Below are 19450 nucleotides of genomic sequence, written 5' to 3'. Positions count from 1 at the left end.
GGTGCAGGCGGAGCGGGCGGCGCTGGAGGGGCCGGTGGGGCGATAATTGGCACGCTCGGCGACGTCTGGGCCAATCCCATCATGGTGGATGCACTCATCCACGCTCGCGAAGGGACAATCGTTGTTCCGGAGCGACCGACCTCTCCGTATTTTTACTACTACGCGCCGGCCTTGCCGGCGATCGAAGACCCAGCCCAATTGGATCGCTGGGAGCCGTGGGTGCGCGCCTACACAGCGGTCGGGGAGATGCTGCAGGGCATCACCCTTCAGGTGTCGGGCGCCGATCCGAACGCATTCCTGGTTCGCTCGCCCGCATACGTGATTGCGGAGTTAGGGCGTCCGGTCCAATCGACGTTTCAAGACCAGATTGAGATGGTCGTGAGCTGGGCCGAGCTGCGCAACGAACGCGCCACAGAAATCATGGCGCAGATCGATCCCCAGTATGCCTTCTGGTCCTCGATCGTCTACCTGCATCCCGAGAGGACCAGGCGGACATTCGAGCTCATCAACATGGTCCTGCAATTCTGCGTTTACGTGGAAATGCGCTTCAAGCATGCGCTGGGGTGCTCGCGTCCCGTGGAATACAACGCCCAGGTTCAGCCGATGATCACGACGCCGGGACACGGAAGTTTCCCGAGCGGACATGCGACGCAGGCTTACGCGGTAGCCTACGTGCTGAAACGGCTATTGAGCCTGCACAAGACGACATCCGGATTCCCGGAGATCGTCGAGCAGCTCGACCGGCAGGCCGCACGAATCGCAACCAATCGGGTCGTGGCCGGAGTCCATTTTCCAGTCGACAGCATGGCAGGGCGGATGCTGGGTATCGCCTTGGGCGAGTACTTCGTCGGCCGTTGTCTCGGGAGCACGGCAACCAAGAGCCGCAAATTCAACGCCAGCCACGCCGACAGTAACTCTCGCACGGATTTCAATCCCTTCCATGCTGACCAGGCGCTCAATGCCAACAAGTTCTATTCGGAAACCACAGGAGGGACTGTTACGCAGTCCCTCCTGATGAAGGAACTATGGGACAAGGCCTACTACGAAGTTTCGACAAGATTTCCGTAGGAAACACGTCCCTGCAACCGAAGTGGAGAGCATTCCATGGCCGAGGAATTGCCGAGATGCTTCGACCCGTACCTCCGGTACGCAATCGCGAGCGAATTTAAGAACTTCGATTTTTTCGACAAGCAGGAGTCCAAGCTATTCCTGTTCGTGGAGCTTAAGCACGTCGGGCTGGCCGATAATTTTGTGAGAGCCATGAGTCCTAGTGACTTCGGCGCCGAATTCGGGCTGACCAGCCCGAACTCGCGATATCTGACCATGCGGGCTTACATAAGGGCTGTCGAGAAGGACAGTTTCCGGGCGTGGGACGACAACGTATCCCGGGTCGAGCTGTCCCTCCCGTTGAAGCCGACGGCCATACAAAAGGGTGCGCAGCGCAACAGGTCCGCGAGCGAACAACCACCGACACCTCTCCTCATCGGCGTGATCGACGATGGCTGTCCGTTCGCGGCCGCTCAGTTTGTCAAAAGGATCGCGGGTGTCGCATCCGGGACACGCGTGCGCGGTGTCTGGGATCAGAACGAGCACGCAGGCCGAGTCCCGATTCCGGTAGGTGCCGACGTCTTTGGCGAGAAGCCGTTCGATTTCAATTACGGCCTCGAGTTCCTTCGAGACTCCATATCCGGCGTGGTTGGGCTCAACGACTGGATCCAGTTGCACAAGAGGGCAAACACGATCGACGAGGATGGCTGCTACGCGCGTGGAGGTTTCAAGACCCTCAACCATCAGGCCTCGCATGGTGCACATGTAATGGATGTCCTCGCCGGACGCATTCCGCTCTCGGCACGCATCGCGCGCCGCGATCCGCCAAGTTGGCAGCCCGGAGATCCCCTGACCGATCCCGCTTGCGAAGCAGATATCGTGTTCGTGCAGTTTCCCGAGAGCTGCCTTCGTGACGCGACCGGCGTCTGGCTGAAGGGTTACGTCGCCGATGCAGTCGATTACATCATGTCATTTGTCGATTCTGGCACAACGAACGTGGTGATCAATGTCAGCTACGGGCCGACAACCGGACCTCACAACGGCACGTCGGAGCTCGAGGGCAAGCTGAGGGAGCTTGTCACCCACTATGACGGCGTTTCCGTAAGTCCAAAGCTCGACGTCTTCCTGCCTGCCGGCAACAACTATCTGAGCGATGGGCACATCCATTTCGTCAGGCAAACCATGGCAGAGCCCGACCATGTCGAATGGACGTGGCGCCTTCCCCCCGACAATACCGTGCTCTGCTTTGCCGAAGTCTGGATGAAGAAGAACTGCACGGACAATGTCATTGTTACGCTCACCTCGCCCGGCGGTCGTAGCTCCTCGTCGACTGCCGGTCCAGCGCCTCCCGGTCCCCCACCCCCGCCGCCCGCTGCACCGGCGCTTCCGCCCTATACCGGTGCGTATGCCCCCGTTGACTGGGGTGACAACAGGGTGTGGCTGATTGCGGTCGAGCCCACCATCGCGGGAGCCGGCATGGTGCCCGAGCATGGGAATTGGAAGATCAAGGTGGAGGGCATCGAGTTGGGGAGCGAGGTTCATGCCTATGTGGCACGTACCGATCCAAACATGAACATGCGCACGGGTGCGAAGCGTTCGTACTTCATCGACGCCGGATGGGAGGCGGGCCGCGCGGCCGAGGCCGGCTGCACGTATGCCGGTGGGGAATTTGACAAGACCGGCTCGCTTGTTTCTCGCCTGGGCACCCTCAACGGGATCGGTACGGACAGCGTCGCGGGTGTGCACGTGGCCGGCGGCTACATTCTGTCGGCGCCGAAACGCAAGTCGCCTTATTCGTCGGCGGGCCCCGCACGAACCGGGCCGCTCCCACGGCGAGTTGGTCCCGACTATGCGCTGTTCTGCGACGAGTCAGATGCTCTGCAGGGTGTACGTGCCGGGGGCAATCGAAGCGGCGTGGTGTTTCGGCTCATCGGTACCAGCGCCGCCGCGCCGCAGCTGGCGCGATTGGTTGCGGATCGGCGACCGTTGACGGTGCACGATGCTCCAGCCAGCCCTCCGGACGAGAAGCGAGGTGATGGCGATCTCTATCCGCCGTGATGTGGGCGAAGAGCGCGCCAGCTGGAAGGGCATCCGGTCGGGGCAAGCTTCCGGCCGCCGCCGGCCTCGATGCAGAAGATCGCAGACACGCTCGCCAAGGAGAAGGCGCAGCTCTGGATCAACCACGACAACCGCCCAGCGCGACAGCCAGAGGATGGCGCCGGAGTTTTACCGACTGACCTTTCCCTGAGGCCGCTGCCACAAGGGTGGCAACAGCATCATGCTAGGGCCCGCGAAAGCTCCGTGACAGGAGAAGGTCGTGGGCGAGTGGGGCGGAGTTACGATCGCGCTTGTCTCGAGCAGCTTCGGCGGGACTGCCGCGGCCGTCACCCGCTACCTCGTCGGCGGCGCCGATCCCGTCCTGCTCGCGGCCCTGCGTTGGGGGATCGGCTTTCTCTGCCTGTTGCCTTGCGCGTTTCTGCTCGGCGTGTCGGCGGCGCTGGCGGCTGGCCTCGCGCAAAGCCCACCGGGCGCATGGCGCGGCGAGTGATCATGACCGGTGCGGTGTTCTGCATGGCGTTCTACAACGTGCTGTCGCGACCGCTGATGCAGCGCTCGAGCGCGCTCGGTTTTCTCACCGTCGGCATGGGCGCGGGCGCCGTCGTACTGGTGCTGGCGGGGTTGGCGAAAGGCAGCTTTGCAGCGCTCGAGCACTTCACGGCGGCGCAATGGATTGCCGGCGTGCTGGTCAATCCGGCCGCCGGCCGGCGCGGATCAGGAACAGCGCGGCCAGCGCCGAGAGGCTGAGCGCGGATGAGACGATCAGCACCTTGGCGCCCATGAGGTCGATGAGCAGGCCAAAGGCGAGCGGCGCCACCGCCTGCGCCATCCGTGCCGGCGCGCCGATGATGCCGAGGCGATAGCCGAAATCCTTCGGGCCGAAGATCGACAGCGGCAGGGTGCCGCGGGCGATCGTCAGGATGCCGTTGCCGGAGCCGTGGAACAACGCGAACGCGCTCGCCGCAGCGCCGCCAAAGATTGCGACGGTCACGGCGCCGAGCGGGTGGGTGAGGCTGGCGAGCCGCGTCGACCACAGCGGATGGAAGCGGCTGAGGAAGCCGGCCTCCAGCATGCGGGCACCAACTTGCGCCGGCCCGATCAATGCGCCGGCCGCGATCGCCTCGGCTGGCGTTGCCCCCATCGTTTCCAGGATGCGCGGGAAATGCGCGGCCATCGCGCCGGTGACAGTCCAGACCGCCGCGAAGATGAAGGCCAGCAACATCATGGTGCGGTCGAGCGGCACATGCGGCTTCGCGGCCGCGGCTGCCGCCTGCTTGGCGCCCTTGATGACCGGCAGCATGAAGAAATTGAGCGGCAGGCCGATCAGGATATTGGCGGCGGCCCAGGCAAAACAGGTTTCGCGCCAGCCGATATGCGACAGGCCCCAGGCGGTGAGCGGCCAGCCGACGGTGGAGGCGAAGCCCGCCATCAGCGTGATGCCGGTGATCGGCCTGCGCGCCTCGGTGCCGTAGATGCGCCCCAAAGCGGCGAAGGCGGCATCGTAGAGCCCCATTGCCATGCCGATGCCGAGCACCAGCCAGGCGATCGCCATCACCATCACCGACTGCGAGATGCCAAGCAGCACGAGGCCGGCGGCAATGGTCACGTTGGACGCCGACAGCACCTGACGGCCGCCGACGAGATCGATCTGCCGTCCAATGCGCGGGCCCAGCATTGCGGAGATCACCAGCGCGGCCGAAAACGCACCGAAGATCCAGTTGGAGGAGACACCGAGCTCGCGTCCCATTGGGTCGGCGAGCAGCGCCGGCAGATAATAACTGGAGGCCCAGGCGAGGGTCTGCGTGGTGCCGAGCGCCAGGATGATCGGGAGCTGGCGCTGGGTCATGTCCTCGTATTTCTGATCGGCCGTGTCATCGGCGCATTTGCAGCTCGCGGCGAGAGCGCGTCAACCGCGTCTGCGGCATATTCGACCTGCTGCCGGCGGGGAGCCTTTGGGTTGTATGCAGACATCCGCCTTCCGCTCGTCACGAATGCACGCCATAATGGCGCATGCAATTGACCTCGCGCCTTACGCTGATGAACTGGCTGACCGGCCAGGGGCTCACGGGCCTGCCTGAAATTGAACTGCTCCGCGGCTTCTGCGAGCGTTGCTGCGCCGAGGGGCTGGAACTGTCGCGTGGCCTCGTCGTCATCGACACGCTGCATCCGATCTATGAAGGCCGCGGCTTCCGCTGGAGCGATCGTCCCAGCAACGAGAGCGATGCCTTCGAATACGGCTCGACCGCCGACGGCGACGCCGCCAAGAGCTGGCGCCGCTCGGTGTTCTTCCACATGCTCGAGAATGGCCACGACGAGATGGTGATCGATCTCGCCGATGCGCCGTCGATGGATTTCTCGCAGATCGGCGAACTCGCCGAGAAGGGCCACAAGCACTATCTCGCATTCGTCCACCGCTTCGGCGAGAACGGGGCGCTCGGCCTGATGGATTGCCTCTATTCCTGCTGGACCACCCGCCGCGCGAGCGGGTTCTCCGGACTGGAGCTGGAAGCGCTGCGCGATCTGGTTCCGGTGTTGGGGCTCGCGATCAAGTCGGCGCAGCAGGTCGACATCGCGCGCACGCTCGGCCGGGTCTATCTCGGCCGCGACGCCTCCGAGCAGGTGCTGCGCGGGCGCATCTCGCGCGGCGTCACCGAGCGCATCAATGCCGTGCTTTGGTATTCGGACCTGCGCGGCTCGACCGGCATCAGCGAGAGCATCGGTCCCGACGAGATCATCCCGTTCCTCAACGACTATGCGCAGGCCGTGATCGATCCGATCCACGAAGCCGGCGGCGACGTACTGAAGCTGATCGGCGACGGCGTGCTCGCGATGTTCTGGGGCGAGGACATGGCGGATGCGCGGCGGGCCGCGCTCCGCGCCGAGCACCTGTTCCGCAAGAATGTCGCTGCGCTGAACGAACGGCGGGCGGCGGAGGGCCGTCCGACCACGTCAGCCTATATCGGCCTGCATGTCGGCGAGGTCTTCTACGGCAATATCGGCAGCGAGGACCGGCTTGATTTCACCGTGGTCGGCCCGACCGTCAACGAGGTCAGCCGCATCGCCTCGATGAGCCGCTCGGTGGATCGCGAGCTCTTGGCCTCGTCCGAATTCTACAAGGGCCTAGATGCCGCCGGCCGCCGCTACCTCGTCTCCACCGGCCGCTACGCGCTGCGCGGCATCGGCCGCGCGCAGGATCTCTACACGCTCGATCCGGAAGTCGACGCGAGCGAGCCGGTCAGGGGCAGCTACGAGCGCTATCTGGCGGGTTAGTCTCCGCGGCCTCAACAGGCGCCGTCATTGCGAGCGCAGCGAAGCAATCCAGAGTCCCTCAACGGAGGGACCCTGGATTGCGTCGTCGCTACGCTCCTCGCAATGCACTTGTGGTCAGCACCGCGCCGCCACCTCATCTCCCACCATGTCCGGCTGCCGGTCCAGTCCCACTGCCGGTGACAGCAGGATCACCAGCGCCTGCACGCCGAATATCGCCGCGGCGAGATAGAGGCATGCCTCCGCGCTCCAGAGGCCGCCGACGAGCGCGCCCAGCACTGAACCGAGCGGGCGGGCGCCGTAGCTCATGATGTTGATGGCGGAGACGCGCCCGAGCAGTCTCGGCGGCGTCACGGACTGACGCAGCGTCGTGGTCGAGATCACCCACAGGATCGGGCCGACGCCGAGCAGGAAGAAGCTCAAGCCCGCGAGCCAGGGCGAGGGGACCAGCACCGTCAGCGCCATCACCAAGGCGGCGACGAAGCCCGTGACCGGGCCGAGCCCCACCACGGTGCCAAAGGCGATGCGCTTCATCACGCGCGTGGCGAGGAGCGCGCCGATCACCATGCCGACGCCGTACATCGTCAGCACCGTGCCGACACCGGCGGCGCTCAGACCGAGATGGCGCACGGCGTAAGGCACGAACACCGCAATTTGCAGGAACCAGCCGGTGTTGAAGATGAACTGGGTGATGAAGACCGGCCGCAGCAGCGGATGGTGAAACACGAAGGCCGCGCCCTCGCGGATCTCTTGGAGCGGATGCCGCCGGGGCGCTGGCGCACGTGCGGGCTCGTAGATGCCGGAGAGCAGCACGACCGCGATGGCGGAGAGCGCCGCGGCAAAGCCGAACGCCGGGCTCGCGCCCCACCACCCAACCAGCGCACCGCCGAGTGCAGGCCCGCTGGCGAAGGCGATGGTGCGCGCCAGCTCGATGCGCGCATTCGCCGCCGGCAACAGGTTGGAACTCACCAGCGAGGGCACCAGCGCCGGCGCGGCCACGCTGTAAACCACGGTGCCGCACACGGCGGCGAAGCCGAGCAGGGCCAGCAGCGGCAGGTTGAGGGCTCCCAGCGCGAGCAGCAGCACGACGGCCGCGAGCGCCACCGCCCGCAGCGCCTCGGCGCTCGCCATCAGCCTGCGGCGGGAAATGCGGTCTGCAAGCACGCCGGCGGGGATGGCGAACAGGACGAAGGGCAGGGTGAGCGCGGTCTGCAGCAGGCCGGTCTGGCCTTCGGCCACCCCCAGCGTCAGCACGGCGACGATGGGCGCTGCCGCGAGCGCAATCTGCTCGGCCGATTGCGCCGCGAGATTGGACCAGGCGAGGCGGTTGAAGGTGTCCGGGAGGCGAGACGGCGTTGACATAGCGCATATCCTGCTGAGGCGAATTCGCGCCAATGTTCGGCCTCGATGATCACGAAACCCACCCGCTTCCCGACAAGAGGCGATCTCCGCGGTCGGCGGCGGGAATGCCCGCCGCTAGATGCAGTTGCAAATGAGTTGCAATAAGAATGAACTTGGGTATTCTGCCGATATGGATGCCCGATCACCCCACATGACTCCCGACCTCGCCGGCTGGCGCGCCGACGCCCCCATCACCAAGAGCCTCGCTGAGGTCAATTCCACAGTCGCCATTCCGGCCGCCGGCCGGTGGTGGCGGCGGTTGCTGGCCTTCGTGGGGCCGGGCTACCTCGTCTCGGTCGGCTATATGGACCCCGGCAATTGGGCGACCGATCTCGCCGGCGGGTCGAAGTTCGGCTACACGCTGCTCTCCGTCATCCTGATCTCGAACTTGATGGCGATCCTGCTCCAGTCGCTGGCGGCTCGGCTCGGCATCGTCACCGACCGCGATCTCGCGCAGGCCTGCCGCGCCTCCTATCCCCGGGTGGTGAACTTCCTGCTCTGGCTCGCCTGCGAGGCGGCCATCATCGCCTGCGATCTCGCCGAGGTGATCGGCACGGCGATCGCGCTGAAGCTGCTGTTCGGCATTCCCCTGATTGGCGGCGCATTGATTGCAGCCCTCGACGCCTTCCTGCTGCTGCTGCTGATGAACCGGGGCTTCCGCTTCCTGGAGGCTTTCGTCATCGCGCTGCTGGTGGTGATCGCCGTTTGCTTCGCGGTGCAGATCGCGGCGGCGGCTCCGCCGGTGGCAGAGGTCTTGCGGGGCTTCGTGCCCAAGAGCGAGATCTTCACCAATTCCGACATGCTCTACATCGCGATCGGCATCATCGGCGCCACCGTGATGCCGCACAATCTCTACCTGCACTCCTCGATCGTGCAGACGCGCGCTTATGAACGCAACGACACCGGCCGGCGCGAAGCGATCAAATGGGCGACGACGGACTCGACCATCGCGCTGATGCTGGCGCTGTTCATCAACGCCGCGATCCTTGTCGTCGCTGCTGCGACCTTCCACAAGAGCGGCCACTCCGACGTGGCCGGGATTGAGCAGGCGTTCGAACTGCTGTCGCCGCTGCTCGGCCTCGGCATCGCCTCGACGCTGTTCGCGGTGGCGCTGCTCGCCTCGGGCCTCAACTCGACGGTCACCGCGACGCTCGCTGGCCAGATCGTGATGGAGGGCTTTCTCGACCTGCGCCTGCCGAGCTGGGCGCGCCGCCTCTTGACCCGCGGCATCGCCATCATTCCCGTGATCATCGTCACCGCGATCTACGGTGAGCGCGGCACCGCGGATTTGCTTGTGTTCAGCCAGGTCGTGCTGTCGATGCAGCTGCCTTTCGCGGTGATCCCGCTGGTGCGCTTCGTCTCGGATCGGCGCAAGATGGGCAAGTTCGCGATCCCGATGTCGGTTGCCGCGGTCGCCTGGATCGTCGCGGGCATCATCGTGATTTTGAATCTGAAGTTGCTGGCAGATACGTTCTTTGGGTGAGTGGCGAATGGCGAGTAGCGAGTGGGGGCGTTCTCCTATTCGCTACTCGCCATTCACTAATCCTGCGGCTCGGACGCCGTGTCGCCCTGCGCGTCGATGCGCAGCCAGCCTGAGGGGGCGAGGCGCTGCTGCGGCAGGAAGCGGGCCTTGTAGTCCATCTTCTTGGAGCCTTCGATCCAGTAGCCGAGATAGACGTAAGGCAGCCCTTGCCGTCGCGCACGGGCGATATGGTCGAGGATCATGAAGGTGCCCATCGAGCGGCTGACCTGGCCAGGCTCGAAGAACGAATAGACCATCGACAGGCCGTCGCTGAGAACGTCGGTGAGCGCCACTGCGATCAGCTCCTCGCCGCGGCCGGTGATGCCGCTGTCGGGGCCGCGCTTGCGGTATTCGATGATGCGGGTCTCGACGTGGCTGTCCTCGACCATCATGGCGTAGTCGAGCACGGTCATGTCGGCCATCCCGCCGTGGCGGTGGCGGGCGTCGAGATAGGCGCGGAACACCGAATATTGCTCGGAGGTCGGCACCGCGCTGCGCTGCTCGCCGATGATGTCGGCGTTGCGGGCCATCACCTTGCGGAAGTTGCGCGAGGGGCGGAACTCGTTGGCGATGACCCGGACCGAGACGCAGGCCCGGCACTGGTCGCAGGCGGGACGGTAGGCGATCGACTGGCTGCGGCGGAAACCGCCATGGGTGAGCAGGTCGTTGAGGTCACCGGCGCGGTCCCCGACCAGATGCGTGAACACCTTGCGCTCATGTCGGCCCGGCAAATACGGGCAGGGCGAGGGCGCCGTGAGGTAAAACTGGGGGGTGTCGCGCGAGTGCTGGGTCAAGGGACGTCGTGGGCCTCCGAAACAGGCATCAGCATCGCGCTCCAAAAGCCCCCGGTCAATCGATTAGCTCACCACGTCCGCGCCGCCTGCGGAGTGGGTATGCGAACCGAATTGTTGATCACGACCGTTCCCAGCACGAAATCGTGCAGCAGGCGACGGCGGCCGTTGAACAGGCCGACCAGCACCACGAACGGCGACAGGAACGAGACCGTCACCCAGAACAGCACGGCATGGGTGGCGCCGAGCACGAAGTAGCCGGGCGCGCCGTACCAGGTGCGCAGCTCCAGGTCCATCAGGCGCATGCCGACCGTGGCGGAGGACGCACCGCCGATGCTGGCGCCGTAATAGACGATAGCCCAGATCACGGAGGCCGGCCAGGCGATCCAGAACAGCGCCCAGCCGATGCCGAGGGTGACCACGCCGAACAAGGCGATGAAGATGTAGCCGAGGATCACCGGCACCGAGATCACGACCATGTCGATAAGGAAGGCGAACACCCGCCGCGTCGCGACGCCCCGGAACAGTTCCGGATGCAGGTCAGGGTCGTAGGCATGCGGTTGCATGGCGCCGTCATCGCGCCAGCCTCCTGAATTGCCCGAGTTGTACGACATGGACCGTTCTCCCAGCGAAGCCCCCCCGCAGGACATGGGAACAGGCCATGCCCGTGCCAAGGGCGCGCGGGCGGCAGCAAGCCGAAATATTCCGGCGATTCGGGGGCGGCGGATCGGGCGGTCCTCTAGGGTGGGCCAAGGCGCGCTTGCGCCGTGCCCACCATTGCCCGCCGACTTACACGATGGATGAATCGGTGGGCCCGCTTCGCTTGGCCCACCCTACGACAGCTTACGTCTGGCCCCGCAGCTTCTCCGCTGCCTTCGGCGCAAAATAGCTCAACACACCGTCGGCGCCGGCGCGTTTGAAGGCGAGCAGGCTTTCCATCATGGCACGGTCGCCGTCGAGCCAGCCGTTGTTTGCGGCTGCGGCGATCATCGCGTATTCGCCGGAGACCTGATAGGCGAAGGTCGGCATCGCAAACGTGTCCTTCACGCGGCGGACCACGTCGAGATAGGGCATGCCGGGCTTCACCATCACCATGTCGGCGCCCTCGGCGATGTCGAGCTCGACCTCGCGCAGCGCTTCATCGGTGTTGGCGCTATCCATCTGATAGGTGCGCTTGTCGCCGGTGAGCGTCTTGGCCGAGCCGATGGCGTCGCGGAACGGGCCATAGAAGGCGGAGGCGTATTTCGCGGCATAGGCCATGATCTGCACGTCGAGCAGGCCGGCGCGGTCCAGCCCCTCGCGGATCGCGGCGACGCGGCCGTCCATCATGTCGGAGGGCGCGATGATGTCGCAGCCGGCTTCGGCCTGCACCAAGGCCTGACGCACCAGCACGGCGACCGTCTCGTCATTCAGGATCTTGCCGTCGGAGATCAGGCCGTCATGGCCGTGGCTGGTGAAGGGATCGAGCGCGACGTCGCAGAGGATACCGATCTCCGGAAACTCCTTCTTGATCGCGCGCACGGCCTGGCAGACCAGGTTGTTCGGGTTGGTGGCTTCCGAGCCTTCCTCGTCGCGCAGGGACGGATCGGTGTAGGGAAACAGCGCGATGCAGGGGATGGTCAGCTTCATCGCGCGCTCGGCCTCGCGCACGGCCTGGTCGACGCTGAGGCGGTCGACGCCGGGCATCGAGGCGACCTGCTCGCGCTTGTTGGTGCCGTCGATCAGGAACAGCGGCCAGATCAGGTCGTCGGTGGTGAGGACGTTCTCGCGCACCATGCGCCGGGCCCACTCGGCCTTGCGGTTGCGGCGCGGACGGACGGTCAGATCGAGGGCATGCGGCACTGCCGTGCTGTCCCGGCGCGAAACGTCGCGCAATTCGATCGGACGTCCGTATTTGATCGCCATCACTCTTCCTCCGGCTGGAATTATTCTTATACCAGCTCGCATGGTTCCCGTCACCGCGGCTTGACCTGCCGCAAGGCAGATCTGAACCTGACTTGGGCAGCCGATTGATTTTGCGGGCCGAAGCAGCCAGAAGGGGCCATGTCCGAGATCTCCACCCGCGATGCGGCCCAAGGCGGCGCCAATGCCAGGGACGCTGCCCGTGACACTGCCCGAGAGAGCGCGCTCTCAGTGGCGGCGATCTCCTCGGAGCGCTCGGAGTCCGACGACAATGTCTGGACCCGACGGCTGGTGCTGTTCCTGCGGGTGATGGCGCTGCTCTCGATCCTGAAAGGCCTCTATCACTGGGCGCAGGTCACGGGCTTCGTCGGCGGCGAGGACGAGGCGTTCGAGAACCAGTCGATGGCCTGGCAGGCCGCGACGGTCTACTTCGCGGTGATCGAGCTCGTCGCCGCCGTCGGCCTCTGGCTGGCGACGCCCTGGGGCGCGGTGGTGTGGCTGACGACCGTGGTGTCGATGGCCGTGATCGAGCTGATGTTCCCGGGAATCTACGGCGGCAGCCTCGTCGTGGTCGGCGTCGAGGTCTTCATGCTGGCCGCTTATCTTGCGCTCGCCTGGATGGCCGCGCGCGAGCGGCCGCCGTAGCGCGCAGAGATTCACGCTCACGCTCTCGTGCCCCGGACGCAATGCAGCACGCCGAAGTTTGCGGCGTGATGCGTTGCAGAGCCGGGGCCCATCTTTCCGATATCTCGCTTTTGGCTTCTGGGATCCCGGGTCTGCGCGCCGCTTGCTGCGCTTGTCCGGGACAGGAGAATGTTGCGTTTGGTTGACCGCTGGTTGCCTAAAATTCGCGGTAAGTTTTCATTGACCAGCCGGTTCCGCCACAGCTCTTACGCGTGCGTTTCGAAACGGGGCGGGGCTGTTCTGGAATGCGACAACAGCGGCGGACGGAGGGTGAACAGGACCTTGCGAAGGTCAACAGAGGCTTTCAAAAAGTACTTGTGGCACAGGCTTAATGCGCAATTCACTGTCTTAAATTCATGATCTCTTTATTCTCTTATTTAAGCCGATCTTCAAACGCCCCTCTTAAGTTGCACCTATCAGACGGGACACAAGTTTCGTCGAATAAGTGTCGATAAAAACGACAACAGGGGAAGTGTCATGATGAAAGCCGTCGCAACTGCGGCAGATACCGCAGAGCGCGTCTCCGGCCAGCAGGGTTCGGTGCAGTCGCTCTATCTGGAAGCTTTGACTCTGGTGGAGCGGCTGCATCGCCGGCTCCTCGACGTGATCAAGGACGAATTCGATCGCCGCGGCCGCGCGGACATCAACTCGGTCCAGGCGCTCTTGCTCTACAACATCGGCGACAAGGAGCTGACCGCGGGCGAATTGCGCACGCGCGGTTACTATCTCGGCTCCAACGTCTCCTACAATCTGAAGAAGCTCGTCGAGCTCGGCTTCCTCGATCATCAGCGCTCGCGGGTCGATCGCCGCTCGGTGCGCATCCGCCTGACCCCGCAGGGCCAGGAAGTCCGCCGCATCGTCGATGCGCTCTACCAGAAGCACGTCAAGACGGTGGAGCAGGTCGGCGGCATCTCCGGCGACGAGTTCGCGACCCTCAACAAGTCGCTGCACCGCCTGGAGCGGTTCTGGACCGACCAGATCCTCTATCGCCTCTGAGTTCTAAAGGGATCTGGGCGAAGCCGGCCCGCAACAAGACCGGCAGCCCTCCCGAACGTGCCTGACTTCCCCAAGCGCGCTGGTCCGGAGTTGCCCCGGACCGGTGCGTTGATATTTTTTTGCACCTGCGAAAAAATCCCCCCGGCAGCCAGGAACCAGTTCCGGGCTCGGCGCTTATCTTCTTCGGATCGGAGAAACGGCGATGCTGGTCGAGCGCGGGCTTCGGGTGATGAACGTGGAACTCGTCAGCGAGGCCTACGCCATCGCCGCGAACTACCTTCGCCGCTCCGGCGCAATCCCGGACACTCTCGTCACCGACGACCGCCTGCTTCACCTGATCGTCAAGCTGCTCCAGCAGGGCGAATTCAACAAGATCAGGCTGGCCAACAGGGCGATCGCCCGGTTCCAGGCGCAGACCGAGGCCAGAGCGGTTGCCTGATCAAAACCCCCAAGATCCCGACCAACCAGAGGATGCCATGGAAGCTGCCATCGACCGCATCATGCAGACCTACGACCTGCTCGCCAACCGCACCGCGGCGGCCAGCGCCGAGGCGCGTGAAAAGGTCACGAACTACCTCAACATCCTGATGGAAGCCGGCGAGACCGACACCCATAGGTTGACGGTCTGCGGCCTGACCTATCTGCGCCAGCTCGACGGCAGCGTCGACCCCGTGAAGGCGGGGTATACCGGGCTGTAAAACGACGCCGGCTGCCCCGGCGGCAGCTGGCAAGAAATAAGGCCCAAAGCGGCCCCACCCGGATATTGACGGGGAGCGGATCTCGCAAGACCGCTCCCGGGCTGAAAACCTCCAATCCCACCATATCTTGCATAAATATCAGGCCCGACCCGCAAATGCTTGGCCGCGGTCGGCCGATGTGGTAGATCGCGCGTGCTTCCGACCGCCACACCAGACCCGCCCGTAGCCCGCCAAAAGGCTGCGGCGGTGGAGATATTCGCAAGATGACCGCACCCAAGTCCGCCTCCGCGCCCGATTCGTTTTTCACCGCCTCGCTCGAGCAGGCCGATCCGGAAATCGCTGCCGCCATCAAGGGTGAGCTCGGTCGGCAGCGCCACGAGGTCGAGCTGATCGCCTCCGAGAACATCGTCAGCCGGGCCGTGCTGGAAGCGCAGGGTTCGGTCATGACCAACAAATACGCGGAAGGTTATCCGGGCGCGCGCTATTACGGCGGTTGTGAGTGGGTCGACGTCGCCGAGAACCTTGCGATCGATCGTGCCAAGAAGCTGTTCGGCGCCAGTTTTGCCAACGTGCAGCCGAACTCCGGCAGCCAAATGAACCAGGCGGTGTTCCTGGCGCTGCTGCAGCCGGGCGACACCTTCATGGGTCTCGATCTCGCCGCCGGCGGCCATCTCACCCATGGCTCGCCCGTGAACATGAGCGGCAAGTGGTTCAAGGCCGCGCATTACACCGTGCGCCGCGAGGACCAGATCATCGACATGGATGCCGTGGCCAAGCAGGCCGAAGAGGTCAAGCCGAAGCTGATCATCGCCGGCGGCTCGGCCTATTCGCGCGCCTGGGACTTCAAGCGTTTCCGCGAGATCGCCGACAGCGTCGGCGCTTACCTGCTGGTCGACATGGCGCATTTCGCTGGGCTCGTCGCCGGCGGCGTGCATGCTTCCCCGGTGCCGTATGCGCACGTCACCACCACCACGACGCACAAGTCGCTGCGTGGTCCGCGCGGCGGCCTGATGCTGTGGAATGACGAGACGCTGACCAAGAAGCTCAACTCGGCGATCTTCCCGGGCCTGCAGGGCGGTCCTTTGATGCACGTGATTGCAGCCAAGGCGGTCGCCTTCGGCGAGGCGCTGCGTCCGGATTTCAAGGTCTACGCCAAGAACATCGTCGAGAACGCCAAGGCCTTGGCCGAGACGTTGAAGGGCCATGGTCTCGATATCGTCTCCGGCGGCACCGACAATCATCTGATGCTGGTCGATCTCCGGCCGAAGGGCCTGAAGGGCAACGTCTCGGAGAAGGCGCTGGTTCGCGCGGCCATCACCTGCAACAAGAACGGCATTCCGTTCGACCCGGAATCCCCCTTTGTGACCTCGGGCATTCGGCTCGGCACGCCGGCTGCGACCAGCCGCGGCTTCGGCGTGGCCGAATTCCAGCAGGTCGGCGGCATGATCGCAGAGGTCCTCAATGCGATCGCGCAATCCTCCGACGGCAAGGCGCCGCTGGTGGAAGCTGCGATCAAGGAACGGGTCAAGGCGCTCACCGACCGGTTCCCGATCTACCAGTAAGGCGCCGCATGATCCGGAAAAGTGGGTACCGGTTTTCCGAAGAGATCATGCGAAAATAAAGGTCACACGGATGCGCTGCCCGAACTGCAACAGTCTCGATACGCAGGTAAAGGACTCGCGTCCGACCGAGGACTCGTCCGTGATCCGCAGGCGGCGCGTGTGCGTCGCCTGCAATTTCCGCTTCACCACCTTCGAGCGCGTGCAGCTGCGCGAGCTCACGGTGATCAAACGCAACGGCCGCCGCGTGCCGTTCGATCGCGACAAGCTGATGCGCTCGGTGCAGATCTCACTTCGCAAGCGGCAGGTCGAGCCGGAGCGCGTCGAGAAGATGGTCTCCACCATCGTGCGCGAGCTCGAGACCGGAGGCGAGGCCGAGATCTCCTCAGAGGTGATCGGCGAGACCGTGATGGAGCATCTGCGCACGCTCGACGACGTCGCCTATGTGCGGTTTGCCTCGGTCTACCGCAATTTCCGCGAGGCCAAGGATTTCGCCGACGTGCTCGGCGAGCTCTCCGGCGAGGAGGAAGCGCGGCTCGCCGCGATCCGCAAATGATCTTCCGCATTCTGGAAGACCAGTTCGCGCAGAAGGCCCGCGAGGCCAAGGATGCTGATCGCCGTTTCATGGAGCTGGCGCTTGCGCTCGGTCGGCGCGGGCAGGGCCGGACCTGGCCCAATCCGGCCGTGGGCGCCGTCATCGTCAAGGACGGCGTCATCGTCGGCCGCGGCTGGACGCAAGCAGGCGGACGTCCGCACGGTGAGCCCGAGGCGTTGCGGCGGGCGGGCGAAGCAGCGCGGGGTGCCACGCTCTACGTCACGCTGGAGCCGTGCTCGCATTTCGGCAAGTCGCCGCCTTGCGCCGATGCGGTGATCGCCGCCGGCATCAAGCGCGTGGTGGCGGCGATCGAGGACCCCAATCCGGAAGTTGCGGGGCAGGGCCATGCGCGCCTGCGCGCCGCCGGCATCAATGTGGACGTCGGTCTCTGCGCGGCCGAGGCCGCGTTCGACCATGCCGGCCATTTCCGCCGCATCCGTGACCAGCGTCCTCATGTGATCCTGAAGCTCGCGGTCTCGCCTGACGGCAAGATCGGTGCGGCCGGCGGCAAGCCGCTTGCGATCACGGGGGAGGCGGCACGCAACCGCGTGCATCTGCTCCGCGCGCAAAGCGATGCCATCCTGGTCGGCATCGGCACGGTGCTGGCGGATGATCCGCAGCTCAACTGCCGCCTGCCGGGCATGGCGGCGCGCTCGCCGGTGCGTGTGGTGCTCGACCGGAGCCTGCGCATTCCCGCATCGAGCCAGCTGGTTCGGTCCGCGCGCGAGACGCCGCTTTGGGTGATCGCGTCCGAGCTTGCGGAAGCGGCCGCCGCGACGCGCCTTGGCGCGGCCGGTGCGCAAATCATGCGCATGCCTCCGGGGAGTCCATCCGGGCTCGATCTTTCGGCCGTGCTGCATGCGCTGGCGGACAAGGGCATCACACGGCTGATGGTCGAGGGCGGCAGCCGCGTTGCGGCATCGTTCGTTGCGGCCGATCTCGTCGACGAGGTCTGGCTGTTCCGCGGAGCGGAAGCGGTCGGCGAGGGCGGCGTCGATGCGCTCGATGCATTGCCCCTGTCGAAAATCACGCAGTCGCCGGCCTACAAGGTTCATGCTAGCGAGACCTGCGGCAAGGATAACCTCACCATCTACGAGCGCGCGTAATGTTCACCGGCATTGTCACCGATATCGGCGAGATCGTCAGCTTCACGCCAACGGCGAAGGGGCAGCTGCATCGATTGCGCATTGCCTGCGGCTATGACCAGACCACCATCGCTGACGGGGCCTCGATCGCCTGCAACGGCGTCTGCCTGACGGTGGTTGCCTCGGGCGTTGCGGATGGCAGGGACTCCAAGCAAAGGACCTGGTTCGACGTCGACACCGCGGCCGAGACGCTGGCGCTGACGACGGCCAAGCACTGGAAGGTCGGCACCAGGCTCAACCTCGAGCGCGCGCTGAAGATCGGCGATGAGCTCGGCGGCCATATCGTCGCCGGCCACGCCGATGGCATTGCAACCATCGTCAGCCGGGAGGACTTGCCGGATATGGCGCGGTTCGTGCTCTCGACGACGCGGGAGCTGGCACGGTTCATCGCCACCAAGGGCTCGATCACGCTCGACGGCGTCTCGCTGACGATCAATACGGTTGCAGACGTGACCTTTTCGGTGCTGATCATTCCGCACACGCTCGATGTCACGACGATCGGCAGCTGGAAGGCGGGGGATGAGGTTAATATCGAGGTCGACCTGATGGCCCGCTACGCGGCGCGGCTGACGGAAATGACGGTCTCTTAGAACTTGGCTTACCTGCTTCCGGCGACTACATAGCGCCGACCCCTTTCGAAACGGATTGAACGATGGCAGACGCGCGGCGCGCACCCCTGAAGGACCAGACCGATATTTCCGGCGCGCGCGCGCTGATTGTCGAGGCGCGGTTCTATGACGATCTCCAGGATGCGCTGCTGGACGGCGCGGTGGCCGAGCTGAAGGCGGCCGGCCTGACCCACGACGTCATTACGGTTCCCGGTGCGCTGGAGATCCCCGCGGCAGTCGCCATCGCGGTCGATGCCGCGGCGGCGAACGGCAGGCCCTATGATGCGGTGATCGCGCTCGGCTGCGTGATCCGCGGCGACACCATTCATTTCGAGATCGTCTCGCAGGAATCCTCGCGCGCGCTGATGGACCTCGCCGTGGCGCGGAAGCTGCCGCTCGGCAACGGCATCCTCACCGTCAACACCGAGGCGCAGGCCTGGGCGCGGGCGCGTGCCAGCGAGCTCAACAAGGGCGGCGATGCCGCGCGCGCCGCGCTTGCGATGCTGCGCATTAAACGCCGCCTGGCGCGGGCCTGAAGCCATGGCCGATAACACCAAGAAGCCGACCGGCGTTGTCGAGAAGAAGGCGAACCGGCGCGGTGCGGCACGGCTCGCAGCCGTGCAGGCACTGTACCAGATGGACATCGCCGGTGCGGGCATCAACGACATCTTTGCCGAATTCGAAAGCCATTGGCTCGGCAACGAGGTCGAGGGCGAAACGTATCTGCCGGCGGAAGCCGCCTTTTTCCGCGACGTCGTCTCCGGCGTCGTCCGCGACCAGAAGAAGCTCGATCCTCTGATCGACGAGGCGCTGTCGAAGGGCTGGCCGCTCAAGCGGATCGAGGCGATCCTGCGGGCAGTGCTGCGGGCAGGAGCCTATGAGCTCCAGCATCGCAAGGACGTGCCGGGCCGGGTGGTGGTCTCCGAATATGTCGACGTCGCCAATGCTTTCGTCGACCGCGAGGAGACCGGCATGGTCAACGCCGTGCTCGACCAGATCGGCCGGCAGTTTCGCGGCGACGAGTTCGGGCGGGGGTAGTTTCCCGCGAGGGCGGTGAAGTGATGCGAGACGACTGCCCCATTCTCCGTCGTCATCACCCGCGAAGGCGGGTGATCCAGTACGCCGCGGCCCATCGGGCTAACACGACTGTCTCTCGAATACTGGATCGCCCGGTCAA

General features: G+C 65.0%; 21 protein-coding genes. 16 read left to right on the top strand and 5 right to left on the bottom strand.

Annotated features, from left to right (window positions below; genetic code table 11):
• The 4 genes from I6F09_RS20030 to I6F09_RS20015 form a co-directional block, all read left to right on the top strand.
• The coding region (locus I6F09_RS20030) for a phosphatase PAP2 family protein (RefSeq protein ID WP_225188854.1) at positions 1–1068 on the top strand (1068 nt) is incomplete at its 5' end.
• A 36-nt stretch (positions 1069–1104) separates the two neighbouring features.
• Positions 1105–3105 (top strand): hypothetical protein, encoded by a 2001-nt coding sequence (locus I6F09_RS20025; protein ID WP_225170953.1) that lies wholly within the window; start codon positions 1105–1107, stop codon positions 3103–3105.
• Positions 3106–3364: 259 nt separating this feature from the next.
• Complete coding sequence (locus I6F09_RS20020) at positions 3365–3595, top strand: hypothetical protein (protein ID WP_225147205.1); 231 nt, start codon at positions 3365–3367, stop codon at positions 3593–3595.
• Positions 3596–3597: 2 nt separating this feature from the next.
• Positions 3598–3852 (top strand): hypothetical protein, encoded by a 255-nt coding sequence (locus I6F09_RS20015; protein WP_225140098.1) that lies wholly within the window; start codon positions 3598–3600, stop codon positions 3850–3852.
• On the opposite strand, the gene I6F09_RS20010 is transcribed toward I6F09_RS20015, so the two are convergent.
• A complete protein-coding gene (locus I6F09_RS20010; RefSeq protein WP_225156958.1) occupies positions 3794–4951 on the bottom strand; it encodes an MFS transporter in 1158 nt (385 codons plus the stop codon). The genes I6F09_RS20015 and I6F09_RS20010 overlap by 59 nt on opposite strands.
• Before the next feature lie 164 nt (positions 4952–5115).
• On the opposite strand from I6F09_RS20010, the gene I6F09_RS20005 reads away from it, so the two are divergent.
• A complete protein-coding gene (locus tag I6F09_RS20005) occupies positions 5116–6375 on the top strand; it encodes an adenylate/guanylate cyclase domain-containing protein (RefSeq protein WP_036014983.1) in 1260 nt (419 codons plus the stop codon).
• Between the two features lie 114 nt (positions 6376–6489).
• On the opposite strand, the gene I6F09_RS20000 is transcribed toward I6F09_RS20005, so the two are convergent.
• Positions 6490–7734, bottom strand: coding sequence for an MFS transporter (locus I6F09_RS20000; RefSeq protein ID WP_225170952.1), 1245 nt, complete (start codon positions 7732–7734; stop codon positions 6490–6492).
• A gap of 169 nt (positions 7735–7903) precedes the next feature.
• Here I6F09_RS20000 and I6F09_RS19995 point away from each other — a divergent pair, with 169 nt between their 5' ends.
• Positions 7904–9256, top strand: a complete 1353-nt coding sequence (locus I6F09_RS19995) for an Nramp family divalent metal transporter (RefSeq protein WP_225113061.1) — start codon at positions 7904–7906, stop codon at positions 9254–9256.
• A gap of 56 nt (positions 9257–9312) precedes the next feature.
• Here I6F09_RS19995 and I6F09_RS19990 read toward each other — a convergent pair whose 3' ends face one another.
• The 3 genes from I6F09_RS19990 to hemB form a co-directional block, all read right to left on the bottom strand.
• Positions 9313–10089 (bottom strand): arginyltransferase, encoded by a 777-nt coding sequence (locus I6F09_RS19990; RefSeq protein WP_036014979.1) that lies wholly within the window; start codon positions 10087–10089, stop codon positions 9313–9315.
• A 68-nt stretch (positions 10090–10157) separates the two neighbouring features.
• On the bottom strand, positions 10158–10700 hold the full coding sequence (locus I6F09_RS19985; RefSeq protein WP_074448003.1) for an RDD family protein: 543 nt from the start codon (positions 10698–10700) through the stop codon (positions 10158–10160).
• Between the two features lie 229 nt (positions 10701–10929).
• On the bottom strand, positions 10930–11991 hold the full coding sequence (gene hemB / locus I6F09_RS19980) for a porphobilinogen synthase (protein ID WP_036025484.1): 1062 nt from the start codon (positions 11989–11991) through the stop codon (positions 10930–10932).
• 138 nt (positions 11992–12129) lie between these two features.
• Here hemB and I6F09_RS19975 point away from each other — a divergent pair, with 138 nt between their 5' ends.
• The 10 genes from I6F09_RS19975 (at position 12130) to nusB (ending at position 19311) form a co-directional block, all read left to right on the top strand.
• Positions 12130–12633 (top strand): DUF6163 family protein, encoded by a 504-nt coding sequence (locus tag I6F09_RS19975; RefSeq protein ID WP_025036697.1) that lies wholly within the window; start codon positions 12130–12132, stop codon positions 12631–12633.
• A 516-nt stretch (positions 12634–13149) separates the two neighbouring features.
• Entirely contained in the window at positions 13150–13668 is a 519-nt protein-coding gene (locus I6F09_RS19970) for a MarR family winged helix-turn-helix transcriptional regulator (protein ID WP_025036696.1), read from the top strand.
• A gap of 202 nt (positions 13669–13870) precedes the next feature.
• Entirely contained in the window at positions 13871–14107 is a 237-nt protein-coding gene (locus I6F09_RS19965; RefSeq protein ID WP_036010478.1) for a hypothetical protein, read from the top strand.
• Between the two features lie 37 nt (positions 14108–14144).
• A complete protein-coding gene (locus I6F09_RS19960; RefSeq protein ID WP_025036694.1) occupies positions 14145–14366 on the top strand; it encodes a hypothetical protein in 222 nt (73 codons plus the stop codon).
• A gap of 263 nt (positions 14367–14629) precedes the next feature.
• The gene (gene glyA / locus I6F09_RS19955; protein ID WP_036010474.1) at positions 14630–15928 is read left to right on the top strand and encodes a serine hydroxymethyltransferase; all 1299 of its coding nucleotides are present in this window, start codon (positions 14630–14632) and stop codon (positions 15926–15928) included.
• Between the two features lie 70 nt (positions 15929–15998).
• The gene (gene nrdR, locus I6F09_RS19950) at positions 15999–16481 is read left to right on the top strand and encodes a transcriptional regulator NrdR (protein ID WP_011087793.1); all 483 of its coding nucleotides are present in this window, start codon (positions 15999–16001) and stop codon (positions 16479–16481) included.
• Positions 16478–17626 (top strand): bifunctional diaminohydroxyphosphoribosylaminopyrimidine deaminase/5-amino-6-(5-phosphoribosylamino)uracil reductase RibD, encoded by a 1149-nt coding sequence (ribD, locus tag I6F09_RS19945; RefSeq protein ID WP_225188853.1) that lies wholly within the window; start codon positions 16478–16480, stop codon positions 17624–17626. The genes nrdR and ribD overlap by 4 nt, the downstream gene beginning before the upstream one ends.
• Positions 17626–18255, top strand: coding sequence for a riboflavin synthase (locus tag I6F09_RS19940; protein WP_225188852.1), 630 nt, complete (start codon positions 17626–17628; stop codon positions 18253–18255). The genes ribD and I6F09_RS19940 overlap by 1 nt, the downstream gene beginning before the upstream one ends.
• A gap of 62 nt (positions 18256–18317) precedes the next feature.
• Positions 18318–18809 (top strand): 6,7-dimethyl-8-ribityllumazine synthase, encoded by a 492-nt coding sequence (ribH, locus tag I6F09_RS19935; protein WP_036010456.1) that lies wholly within the window; start codon positions 18318–18320, stop codon positions 18807–18809.
• A gap of 4 nt (positions 18810–18813) precedes the next feature.
• Complete coding sequence (gene nusB, locus I6F09_RS19930) at positions 18814–19311, top strand: transcription antitermination factor NusB (protein WP_036010453.1); 498 nt, start codon at positions 18814–18816, stop codon at positions 19309–19311.
• Positions 19312–19450 lie beyond the last annotated feature (139 nt).

This window comes from Bradyrhizobium sp. IC3195 (assembly GCF_020193585.1).
Lineage (GTDB): Bacteria > Pseudomonadota > Alphaproteobacteria > Rhizobiales > Xanthobacteraceae > Bradyrhizobium > Bradyrhizobium yuanmingense.
The sequence above is the reverse complement of the archived record's forward strand: the minus strand, read 5'-3'. Positions and strand labels throughout refer to the sequence as shown.